The organism is Bradyrhizobium sp. USDA 4011 (genome assembly GCF_054063415.1).
The window spans coordinates 5973436-5984631 of sequence record NZ_JBSSGG010000001.1; the positions used below are offsets into that span (position 1 = coordinate 5973436).

General features: G+C 57.7%; 10 protein-coding genes. 7 read left to right on the plus strand and 3 right to left on the minus strand.

What is annotated here, in order from left to right:
• Positions 1-343 precede the first annotated feature (343 nt).
• The 3 genes from ACVW1C_RS28170 to ACVW1C_RS28180 form a co-directional block, all read right to left on the minus strand.
• A complete protein-coding gene (locus tag ACVW1C_RS28170) occupies positions 344-928 on the minus strand; it encodes an anthranilate synthase component II (RefSeq protein WP_456761127.1) in 585 nt (194 codons plus the stop codon).
• Positions 925-2319 carry an aminodeoxychorismate synthase component I gene (gene pabB, locus ACVW1C_RS28175; protein ID WP_456761128.1) on the minus strand — a complete coding sequence of 465 codons (1395 nt, stop codon included), beginning with the start codon at positions 2317-2319 and terminating at the stop codon, positions 925-927. Before pabB ends, ACVW1C_RS28170 begins: the two co-directional genes overlap by 4 nt.
• Positions 2320-2435: 116 nt before the next feature.
• Positions 2436-2792, minus strand: a complete 357-nt coding sequence (locus tag ACVW1C_RS28180) for a Dabb family protein (protein WP_456728191.1) — start codon at positions 2790-2792, stop codon at positions 2436-2438.
• 795 nt (positions 2793-3587) lie between these two features.
• Here ACVW1C_RS28180 and panD point away from each other — a divergent pair.
• From panD to ACVW1C_RS28215, 7 genes are all read left to right on the plus strand, one after another.
• Complete coding sequence (gene panD / locus ACVW1C_RS28185; RefSeq protein WP_456728190.1) at positions 3588-3941, plus strand: aspartate 1-decarboxylase; 354 nt, start codon at positions 3588-3590, stop codon at positions 3939-3941.
• Between the two features lie 804 nt (positions 3942-4745).
• The gene (locus ACVW1C_RS28190; RefSeq protein WP_456761129.1) at positions 4746-5381 is read left to right on the plus strand and encodes a dethiobiotin synthase; all 636 of its coding nucleotides are present in this window, start codon (positions 4746-4748) and stop codon (positions 5379-5381) included.
• 252 nt (positions 5382-5633) lie between these two features.
• The gene (locus ACVW1C_RS28195) at positions 5634-6965 is read left to right on the plus strand and encodes a hypothetical protein (RefSeq protein ID WP_456761130.1); all 1332 of its coding nucleotides are present in this window, start codon (positions 5634-5636) and stop codon (positions 6963-6965) included.
• A complete protein-coding gene (locus ACVW1C_RS28200) occupies positions 6949-7104 on the plus strand; it encodes a hypothetical protein (protein WP_456761131.1) in 156 nt (51 codons plus the stop codon). Before ACVW1C_RS28195 ends, ACVW1C_RS28200 begins: the two co-directional genes overlap by 17 nt.
• A gap of 2 nt (positions 7105-7106) precedes the next feature.
• Positions 7107-8309 carry a DUF2235 domain-containing protein gene (locus ACVW1C_RS28205; protein WP_456761132.1) on the plus strand — a complete coding sequence of 401 codons (1203 nt, stop codon included), beginning with the start codon at positions 7107-7109 and terminating at the stop codon, positions 8307-8309.
• 1154 nt (positions 8310-9463) lie between these two features.
• On the plus strand, positions 9464-9682 hold the full coding sequence (locus ACVW1C_RS28210; RefSeq protein ID WP_456761133.1) for a hypothetical protein: 219 nt from the start codon (positions 9464-9466) through the stop codon (positions 9680-9682).
• A gap of 76 nt (positions 9683-9758) precedes the next feature.
• Positions 9759-11084, plus strand: coding sequence for a CapA family protein (locus ACVW1C_RS28215; protein WP_456761134.1), 1326 nt, complete (start codon positions 9759-9761; stop codon positions 11082-11084).
• Positions 11085-11196 lie beyond the last annotated feature (112 nt).

An 11196-nucleotide genomic window follows, 5' to 3' on the forward strand; every position in this document is an offset into this window, starting at 1 on the left:
GACCGGCGGCCAAGTCAAGGGAGGAAACGCCCTTAAGGGCAGCGGTAGCAACACTACCGCAAGGCACCGCCAATCTCTTGGCGGATCTCGAGTAAATATTCTTGCGATTACGCCAGAGGATAATCCGCCTGTTCATCAAACAAGGTGATGCGAAGAGGCTCCGCGTTGGTGGTCTCAAGTAGTGCATTTGTAGCTGCGCTACGCGGCGTACAAATTAAGCTTTTTCGCGCTTTCGCTCCATCTACTGTTTTTCACGACGTGCATCGAGTTCGTCCATCAAATGCCGCAGCTCATCTTGTCTTCGGCACCCGATTTCTGGAGCTGCTAATAAAGGAGCTCTGGTTCACGCTCGAAAACTTTCCGCCAGGCGCAAGAAATTCATAAGTAGCAAATTACCGTGCTTGGTAAGTACGGACTCCGGGTGAAATTGTACCCCGTAGGTTGGTTGATGCCGATGCGCCAGGGCCATGATCTCACCTTCATCTGAACGAGCTGTCACCATGAGATCCGGCGCGTCTGCTGGACCAAGTTCGACGACCAGAGAATGGTAGCGCCCCACGTAAAGGGGGGACGGGAGTCCCTTGAACAATCCGTCCCTTTCGTGAGTTACATGGGAACCCCGACCGTGCATGGGGCGGCGTGCGCGGACCACGCATCCGCCGAACACGCTTCCAATGCATTGGTGCCCAAGACAGATGCCAAGCACGGGGATGCGCCCCGAAAGTTCGCGAACAACCGCAGTGGATATGCCGGCCTCGATTGGTGTGCAGGGACCGGGAGATATGACGATTGCTCGTGGCTGAAGTTTAACGAGATCGGTAACGTTGATCGTGTCGTTCCGGACGACTTTCGTCTCCGCGCCAAGCTTGCGAAAATAGCGTGCAATATTGAACACGAAGGAATCGTAATTGTCGATGATGAAGATCAAAATGCACCGGCCGGATCGGCACCAAAAGCGCCGAAGAGACTCTGCGCCTTGGCAAGCGTTTCCTCGTATTCGGCTTCAGGATTGGACATTGCCGTTATTCCACCCCCCGCATGAAACAGGGCTTGGTCATCATTGATCATCACTGTGCGGATAGCAGCGTTGGTGTCCATGTGTCCGCTGAATCCGATGAAGCCGATCGAGCCGCAATAGACCTCTCGGGCCACTTTCTCGATGTCCGCAATGATTTCCATGGCTCGTACCTTTGGAGCACCGGTCACGGATCCGCCAGGAAAGCAGGCGCGAAGCAGACTGACAGCATCTTGCCCTGCTGCAAGTGCGCCCGTGAGGACCGAGACGAGGTGGTGCACTGAGGCATAGGATTCGAGGTCGCACAGTGTTGAAACGTCAACCGAATCGTCTGTGCAAACGCGTGACAGATCGTTGCGCAGCAGATCGACGATCATGATGTTCTCGGCGCGATCCTTCTCGGACGCAAGCAGGATTTCGGCCCGGCGCCGATCTTCTGCGTGATCCGCGGAACGCGCGATTGTTCCCTTGATAGGACGCGTTTCGACCTGTCGCCCGTCAAGTTTCAGAAATCGCTCAGGAGAGCTCGATGCAATCGTCAGCCTGTCGTAGCGCAGGAGGGCTGCAAACGGTGCAGGGTTCACTGACCGCAGCTGATAATAGAAGGTGAGGGGATCAAACAGGGGCGACACTTTGGCGCTGAAGCATTGCGCGATGTTCGCCTGGAATATATCTCCGGCCAGAATCAACTCTCTGACGTGCCGGACCGCCGCTATGAAGCCTTCCCGGCTGAAGTTCGAATGCCAAGCACCCGCCGTGGCAGGAATGATAATCCGCGGCAACCTTGGTCTGGCAAGCAGCGCGGCAAACTCGTCAGCCCGACGTCGCGCACGGTCGGCCCGCCGGGCGGGATCCTTCTCCGGCCATCCGGTCGAGACGATCCAGCACCTGTGGTCCCGATGATCGAAGCTGAGCACAACGTCATAGAAATGTAGAATCGATTGGGGCAATCCGAGACCGGGGATTGACGGCGCCGGCAGCCGCTCCAGCGTCCGATTCAGATCGTACGCAAGGAAGCCGGCAGCACCACCCTGGAACGGCGGGAGATCGGGGCGATGTGTTTCCCGATATCTGGCGAGAAGGTCGTGCAGGATTGCCCATGGATCTCCCGTAAGTGCCTGTCCATTCCAGCTTGCCTGTCCGCCGGAGACCAGATACGTGCTGAACGGCTCGCAGGTCAGATACGAGTAACGCCCGAGGAGCTCATCTTCTGCCGCGCTATCGAGAAAGGTAAGATGCGGGCGCTGCGCCAGGCATCGTAGCGCCTTGACAGGCTCAATCCACTGCAGCTCGCGAACGTGCATGAGGCTATCGGATGCCGAAGATCGGCGGGCTGTAAAGTCGGCTCCAATCGTAGTCCCGTCCTGAATAAGGGGCGTTCTCGTCCGACACGTACGAAGCCTCGAGGCTGATGATCAAGCTAACCGCGAACCGATCGATTGCGTCGAGCAACCTGGCTTACCCCTGCGGTTGCAGCGAAACGCACATCTGCTGAAAGCTCGTAATCAGCAGCAAACCGCAATTCCCGAAGTGGCCGGACGTTCCGGATTGCTTCTCGATACAGATCGTGCGTTTTGTACGCAGTGAGTTCCGTCGCGCTGTCGAACTCGCCATACACCACGATATCGATCTCATTGCCGAGCTGATCGCTCTTGCGGTTGTACGCGATCTCAAGCCGGCGCGCGTGCGGGATTGAGGTGAGAACCGACAGACCTTCGGCGATCTGGTCGATACCGGAATTATCCCTGGCTGTGAAGAAAACGATGTGACGGATCATGATAACTGCAAACGTGACGCCGCAACCTGGTCGCGTCTTATATCTGGATCAGGCCGAGCGCAATGCACGAATGACGTTGGCAGCAGGAATGCTGTCCGATGCTGTGCGACCATTCCTGCCTTGCAGCAGACGTTTGCAGAAGTTCTGCCTGAGCAGGATGCGGGAGTTGCCTGGCGCCCGACGCTCTGAACGTAGCGTACGAACAGGTGAACCCTGATCGGCGCAATGCTGTGGGCGTTTTGTAAAACCAGGGCGATAATTGTGATCGCGTGCGCTACACTGGTATGTGCCATGGTGAATACCAATCCGTGATGCGTCGTGTCTTTCGCGATCCCGGCTGACTGGCAGCCATGTCTTTGCGCAGGATGCCATCAGGATTTTATGAAAGGCGAGGCTGGCAACCTCTTCCGAATTGTCCGCTCTGCACGATCAACGCCAGTCGGACGTTCCGCACGGTCGCAGGTTCAGTTCCTGCACCGTATCGCGCAATGCGACCACTCCAGACTCACAGGTCTCGATTATATGATTCCAGAGGAAGAGCAGGACAGGTGATTGCGGCTGTTGGAGTGGATTGGGGGCTCGCAGCGATCGATGTTTCGGCGCGGGGCGTTCATCGCCGGGACCTGGATTCAGACCCTGCCCGGCGCATCAATGCTGACTTGCTTTTGACCAGCAAAATCCCGTAAGCCGACCGCCACACGATTCCTGGGCCGGAACGGCATCAGGTCCGTAACCGTGCTCAAGCCAGACCAGAGCAGCAAGTGCACTGCGCACAGACTTCAGGACAGGAGATCCATGCAGGTTACTATGATGAAAGGAAAGATTCATCGCGCCTCGGTGACCCAGGCCGATCTGCACTACGAAGGCTCGATATCGATAGATCGTATATTGCTGAATGCGGCAGGATTCCTGATCAACGAACGCGTCGAAATCTACAATATCGAAACTGGAGCGCGGTTTGCCACCTACGTGATTGAGGCGCCGGAAGGATCCGGCACAATAGGCCTGAATGGAGCCGCTGCGCGGCTTGCGATGACAGGTGACAAGGTGATCATCGTTGCCTACGGCTCCTTCGAGGAGGCGGAAGCAATTACATTCAAGCCGCGCGTTGTGCTGGTTGATCGGGAAAACCGGATATTGCCGGCCTGAACGCGAAAAAGGCCGAGCCGTCGGTCTTCGCCGGTCAATGAGCCTCCTTTACGATGCTGCGGGACTTCAGAAAATAGCAATGGGGTCGATCTGGTCGTCCCGGGGTGGTCGACTGGTGTCGCGGCCGTGTGCATTTTGGAACGACCGCACCCGCGGCCCAGACTCGGGCAGCGAAACGGGGCTGATTATGAATTGAGCGACCTTCCTGCTTCGGGGCTGAGAGACTTGTCCTTTGGCGGATCATCCTGATCGGCTGCGCGACGCGACCTGCCGGCATCCCCGTGGATGTTCGCGCGCGTAAGTCGATGATACGCAAATCGCTTCGTCCCGGTTGACCTATGTCTTTGGCAAGGAGGCCGGACAAGCTGATTCAGTCACCAGGTCGTAAGGCTGCAGTTCGAAACGTACAGTTCTGCATCTATCGGGATACATCCCCCCAAACATGAACGCCATCGTCCGGTACGGACGGTATTTGCGCGCCGAAAACAATCTTGACCTGCCACAACGCATGAAACGCAACTCAGGGCAGCCGCGACCACTGCGCGGCAGACTCCTGTAGTCAACCGGTCAACCGTGCAGCTGCTGCCCCGCATGAGGAAGTGAAGAAACATGTTCGGCGGCTTCTTGCTCGAATCGCCGGGAAGGTCGGGTATCCGTGCGCTATCGTCACAGGAGGCAATCGCCCCGGTGTTACGTCGCTTCACTCGGCGGGCATACGTTTGAGAACTCACGATTGCGTATCGTGAAGAATGAGGTGCGTACAATGCTGGATATTCTCGTCGACGGGACAAGAGTTCAGGCTCGATGAACCCGCAGCGGATTGTGGTGACAGGTACGGGCGGCGGCGTCGGAAAGACGGTCTTCTGCGCCGGGCTTGCTAATCTTCTGGGCGCGAAGTTCTGGAAGCCGGTTCAGGCCGGGCTCGAAGGAGAGACGGACACCGAGCGGGTCATTCGGCTTGGCGCTCTTCCATCCGGTCGTACGCTGCCCGAGCGTTACCGTCTGCAGGCGGCCGCTTCGCTCCACTGTTCGACAGAAACCGGCGAGGTTCGCATCGATACAGATTCGCTGGACGTGCCTGATACGGGAAGGCAGCCACTTGTGATTGAGGGGACCGGCGGATTGATGGAGCCCCTGAATAGCGGCTCGGTCTACATTGATATTCTCGAAAAATGGCGGCTCCCGGTCGTTCTCTGCGCCAGCTCGGCTCCGGGGACGATCAATTACTCACTGCTGTCCATAGACGCTCTTCGAAGACGTCATATCGACATTCTCGGCATAGCCTTCGTTGGCGAAAGGAACTCGGGTGCCGTGAGGGCAATATGCGAGATCGGTCGGGTGCGATGGTTGGGCCGACTGCCATGGATTGCTCCTCTTTCGGCAGATACGTTGCAAACCGCCTTCAGGGCCTCCTTCCGTCACGATGATTTCAGGCCATGACGCCCGGTATTGTCCATACCGTCGGCCGGTACCCGGCAGGTGATAGGCTTTGGCGAATGAGACTACACTTTTTCCACCTCCGGCGACTGACGCGAGACGGGACGCTGGCTCCGCGCCGGATATTTCGTTCCGGCCTAGCTGTCGCTGCCCGCATCGGGGACGCTGATCGAACGGCCGGGACAACGGCACAGGTTGGCTTGCAAAGTGAATGCAACCATTGGTAAATGGCGATGATCCGGCCGCCGGGGGGTAATGCTCAGATCGCTGTTCGTCGCCCTATGTACTGTTGCGCTGACGGGTGTCTCGCTGTGCCCGGCGACGAACGCGCAACAGCGCACGGCTGCGGTGAAGGGCCAGGTACTGGCGGACCAGAGTCCGGTGCCCGAGGCGCCGCGCGAGGATCTGACGGCCGGAAAGCCCGCAGCTGCGGGGGTCCCGGCAGTCGCCGCATCGGGTGATCCCCAGAAGCAATGCGTCAAGCCCGGCGAATTTGCCGTGGAGCTCCGCTCCGGCCGGAATCCGGTCGGCGCTCCCATCGTGCTCCCCACTAATTTCCTGCCGACAAACCAGCGTGTGGACATCGGTGTGCGTACGCCATTCGTCGATGGCATCCGATACTTTGCCGCAATCGACTACAGCGATCAGACCTATATCTTCAAGCGTCAGGACGCTGTCACGCGCCGCGCGACAGAGTCTGATCTGCTGGTGCAGAAGCATCTGCTCGAGCCTGATCAGACAATTGTTACGCTGAACATGGCCGATGATCTGGCCTGGTTCTGGAGCAGGGTCGATTTGTATCTCTACACGTGCAACAGTCCCGTCGGCCAGTCTCCCTGGCGAGTCTCGTCCGTGAGCGTCAGGCTCAGTCCGTACTGGCTCAGCATCTTCTCGGTATTCGTCGAAATTCTCGTCCTTTACCTTTGGGTCGCATTTGCGCTTCGCAGGCGGGATCACACGTTCGGATCGTTTCTGCGTGGGTTGAATCCTGCCCGGGTCTCCGCAGGGCCGGACGGCAAAGGCAGTCTTTCGACGTTCCAGACACTTGCCTTCTCGCTGGCCGTCGCTGCCCTGATAACGCTGTTGCTGTTGCAGACTGGAACCCTCGTAGACCTCTCGGGCTCGATCCTTGCACTGCTCGGGATCAGCGGCATCGGAGCCACGATAGCCAAGGGTACGGACAGTCAGCGCAATATGCTGTCAGCTGACAATCGGGCTTGGCTTCTGAGACATGGGTGGATTCCCATGGCAAGGACTGTCGTTGACCCATCGAACGCAACATGGCGGGACTTCTTCACCACCGACGGCGTCTTTGACGTGTACCGCTACCAGAGTTTCATATTTGGTCTGGTCGTCATGGGCGGTCTGGTCGCCGCAGGCGTCAGTCAGTTGTCGACGTTCACCGTTCCGAATACGATTCTTGGCATCGTCGGTCTCAGCCAGGCTGTCTACATTGGCGGCAAGCTCGTGACGCCCACCAACATCTCTGAGCTCAACGCCGCCATCGCGGGCCTTCGCTCTGACGAAACAAAAACTCAAGGCCGCGGTAGTCGCAAAAAAGCCGGGCCACGTGCCAAGCCTCGCTGAAGCCATTCCGCTGATCGGCCAGGATGCATACGAGGCGTTCCGGCAGAAGGCGAGGGATGTTGCCGCGATCTTCACGGATGCGACCGGCATCGTCATTGCGGATTCGTTGCTCGAACCGCTCGTGACCCTGGGAGACTGAACTTGGCGAAGAACATCCTGCTGTTCGCTGACGGGACGGGAAACGAAGGTGGTCTGCTGCCAGACGAGAGCCGGACCAATGTCTATAAACTCTACCGGGCCACGCGGACCGGCCCCGACTCGATCATCGATCCCGGGAAGCAGTTGGCACTCTATGTCCCGGGGATAGGCACCCCGGCGCCAGGATATGAGAGCCGCTGGCGCCGGCTCAAGGAAACGGTCCAGCAGATGTTCGGCTTCGGTATCACCAGAAAGATCATTGATTGCTACACGGCGATTATCGGCGTGTGGGAGCCCGGAGATCGCATCTATCTCTTCGGCTTCAGCCGGGGTGCCTACACCGCCAGGTGCCTTGCCCATGTACTGGAGCTCTGCGGCATTCCAAGGACGGAGCGTAGTGGTGAATCCATCAGCCTTGATCCTAAATCGTTGCGACGGATCGCCAGAGAGGCCGTTGCCTGTATCTATTGGCTCGGAATGCCACGCAAGGGAACGGATGCGGACCGGCGAGCGGAGCAGTTCCGGTCGGCATACAAATCGGAAGCCGGACGCGCCGTCGGTGCTTCCGTTTATTTCATCGGGATATGGGATGCAGTTGCGGCGATCGGCTGGCAGCGCATCTTTCCCGAATGGACTTACGACCGGCATTTCCCCTCCGACGTTCAGTACGCACGGCATCTGCAATCGATTGACGAAGGTCGGAAGGACTTCAAGCGCGTGCCATGGGGAGGCACCGGGACGGTCACGTGGCCCGACAGGCAGGGCGAGCCCGAGCAATTCGACCAGATCTGGTTCGCCGGCAATCACGCCGATATAGGCGGAAGCTATCCGGAAAATGAGTCGCGCCTGTCGGACATCACACTCGCCTGGATGGTGGAATTCATTACCGAAAAAATCCCGGAACCCGGCTGTGTCCTCGTCGACAGAAACCTTCTGCGGCTCTATCCGTCAGCCGACGGAATGATGCATGATGAATGCATGGTCGGAATGGGTGGAACGGCGCTGCATTGGTCCAGGGCCGCCCGTGAAGTCCCGGACACAGCGCAACTTCATGACACGGTCTATGAGCGCCTTGCCATGAAATCCGTACGCAACTATACGAGCTTCGGCCCGTACAGACCAGTCGCCCTGCAGAAACATCTCAAGGCCAGAAAATATTTCGAGGATGTGAGCTGCGAGGAAAGCTCCGCTGGAGCATCACCGTAGGATCTGTTCCGTGATCGGGCTGCGCGAGCGATCGAAGGTCTCTCTGACAGCTGCGCTTGTTCCTCAAAAGCGCCGGCTGGGATCGCCTCCCGGAAGACGAAGCAGGTACAGTTGATGCAGATTCAAATCCGGATTTCTGCGTGAGGATGATCTGGCACGTCCAGCGGGTCGCGCGACAGTCTCGAACCAATATTGAGTATAAGAACAGGGAAGCTGTCAGGGGCGTCCGGCTTATACAGATGCTGGCTCATGGACGCGCAGCGGACGACCAGCCTCCCCATGCGCAGATTGCCCAGCGAAGTTGGTGAGGGCAGAGCACCCTCGTCGTCGCACGGTCTCTGATGTTCATGAATCTCCGGCTCGCCTTGCGCTGGCTCATAGAGCCGGGATTTTGTCACCCTCCTCAGCCGGGCTGGCCCTGTCTGCTATTGTCCGGGTTGCCCGAGTGCTCCCTGGTAGCTGGCGCGGCAGCGGCATCATTCGGGATCGGGAGGCGTCGGCCAGTTGCTCCTCTTCCTGGCTGTCATCCGGACGCCGGCGCCGCCTCTCCGTAGCGCCAACGACTGCGAGAGCCTTCGACGAGCCTGCCGCTCCACTCTGAAATCACCGGTTGGTTGCGGTCGAGGTGGCGGAAGAAGGGGCCCGGGCGAGGGGGAAACGCTGAGGCAGAGCAACAACCGGCCTCCTGATTCGAGCTCGAGATTCGCCGCTGCACCTCTGGATACCGGAATGACCGAGGCGAGCCTGATCTGGCCTCTTGTGGGGTAGTCCGGGATCGTCCGGGTAACCTGCGTTCATATCCTGCCGCCGATCGAAAATCGATCTGCGTCGCCTGTCGTCCGGGAGCGGCCCGGGTTGAAGTCCAGCATTGGCGGCAGCAGCGCAACGTCCTTTCGTGACAATCTGCAAATGGTGGCTGTCGCCGGTCCGTTGGTTCTCCGTTCGGGAAATCGAACTCATCATCTGTGTCCCCATGAGCGTAAGGCTGGGGAAGGATGGATAGGTGACCGGAAGGCCGTCGCGTAACTGGCAGTCGACGGAGGCTCGCCGGGGTGCCAGCTACCGATGTTGGTAGTTTCAAGGTGCGAGCTTCCATCTACTTTGAGTGCATCAAGATCTGGAGGCAAGCAGTTCCGGGAAGAGGAAGGAGTTCTATGTCCGCTACTGGTGGCAGGCGTCGTCAAACAACGGACTTGCAAGCACTTGGCATCGCCGGAATCGATGGCACGGCAGATTGTCAAACTCATCCGGCGGTCGGCTATGACGCGTCAGAGACTCTGGTTGAGGAGCGTATCAATACCAACCGGGAAAATCCCGATGCGGACGCGGTCATCGGGTTGAATTCGTCGGGAGTGTTCTGCCAGCGCGAATAATCGGGTCACCGACCGCGGCTATTGAACCCGCCCGGATCACAAAACGCCTTCCTCTTCAGTCGAGACACATCTGTTCATGCCGCGTCACCTTCCCGCAAGTCCTGCCGAGGTTTTCCGTGCTTCTGTCCGAACGCGCGCAGCCGTACAATGCGCGGCATGGTTACGTCTCTGGGATCGTCCGCTTCGGGATGTCGCAACCGATCTGGAAGAAATGAAATTCGCCGATATGGCGTACTGGTTCTATAAAAGCGCAAGGCCGATCATAAAATCAGAAAGGAACGTGCCTGAAATCCTGTTTCTAAACGACAGATCCGTTGTGAAGTTGCCGGATGAGTTCAGGAGCGATACGTCGGTGACGCTGAGCGCTGCGGGTGATTTGATTCAGGCAGATGGCCTCGAATCCTCCAGGGATTTCCTTTTTGAAAATGTTGCTTCTGCCCTCTTTGATGCCGACATTTCATTTGCGAACTATGAATCGCCTGTAGCAGATGAGGAGGTTGTAAGAAGAGCCATAGGTGACGGACGAACGGCGATGATGTGCTGCTCATTCGCTCAATATTCCGCGTTGACCGGGCATCGGGGCAGGCATTTTACCGTTCTCAACGCTGCCAACAATCACATACTGGACCTGGGAATAGAGGGTGTTGAAGCTACCCGGAGAGCGATGGCACAAACCGGGATCATTGATATCGGTGCCCCCCGTCACCCCCGGGAATACGGGCGGGCGAACATTCTTGTCAAGAATCAAGTCACGATCGGATTCGTATCGGCGACATTTGGACTCAATGCTCATCAGCTCCCCGGGAACGAAACGTTTCGGGTGCACACGGCCAGACTCTTGTCCAGGTATGTCCCAACGGACCTGACGTTGCTCAAAATGCAAATCGAGGATTGCAAGAAGCAAGGTTGTGATTTCATTATTGCATCAATTCATTGGGGCTACGAGTTTGAGTTTTTTCCACGTTACAGACAAATCGAGGCCGCTCATTCGTTGATCGAGGACGGAGTGGACCTGATCCTGGGGCATCACCCTCACGTTATTCAGCCACTTGAATATTACCGGACGAAGAGGGATCCGGACCGGATTGGTGTGATCGCCTACTCTTTGGGCAGCTTGACGTGGGGATGGTATACCGCGCCGCATCTCGTCTTGAGTATGATATTGAACATTCAATTGTCGAAGGGCAGCAGAAATGGCGCCCGGAGCACATATATCGAAAGCATCAAGCCCATCCCGGTATTTCGCAGCATTTCCTGGCAGGGCAAAAAAATACTGATGCGCATTGAAAGGCTGGAAGACCATTTGGATGAATGTACATCTTCTCCTTCAGCGGCACGGATCGACCAGATGAAAGAGTACGTTGATCTGGTTTCTCGAAGCCGGATGAAGTCTCTCTCATAGAGTTGCTTTGGCTGGACGATACCCGAGTGCCTGATTGATCTCCCTGCGCGAGCGATCACCAGGCCGAAGCGTCGCCGACGCGCACAGACGCGACAATTGCCGCGGATTTTGT

What these genes read in the sequence shown, in the direction of transcription:
- pabB (WP_456761128.1), bottom strand. Translation starts at nt 2,319, where the DNA reads ATGCACGTTCGCGAGCTGCAGTGGATTGAGCCTGTCAAGGCGCTACGA.
- ACVW1C_RS28180 (WP_456728191.1), bottom strand. Translation starts at nt 2,792, where the DNA reads ATGATCCGTCACATCGTTTTCTTCACAGCCAGGGATAATTCCGGTATC.
- panD (WP_456728190.1), top strand. Translation starts at nt 3,588, where the DNA reads ATGCAGGTTACTATGATGAAAGGAAAGATTCATCGCGCCTCGGTGACC.
- ACVW1C_RS28190 (WP_456761129.1), top strand. Translation starts at nt 4,746, where the DNA reads ATGAACCCGCAGCGGATTGTGGTGACAGGTACGGGCGGCGGCGTCGGA.
- ACVW1C_RS28195 (WP_456761130.1), top strand. Translation starts at nt 5,634, where the DNA reads ATGCTCAGATCGCTGTTCGTCGCCCTATGTACTGTTGCGCTGACGGGT.
- ACVW1C_RS28210 (WP_456761133.1), top strand. Translation starts at nt 9,464, where the DNA reads ATGTCCGCTACTGGTGGCAGGCGTCGTCAAACAACGGACTTGCAAGCA.
- ACVW1C_RS28215 (WP_456761134.1), top strand. Translation starts at nt 9,759, where the DNA reads ATGCCGCGTCACCTTCCCGCAAGTCCTGCCGAGGTTTTCCGTGCTTCT.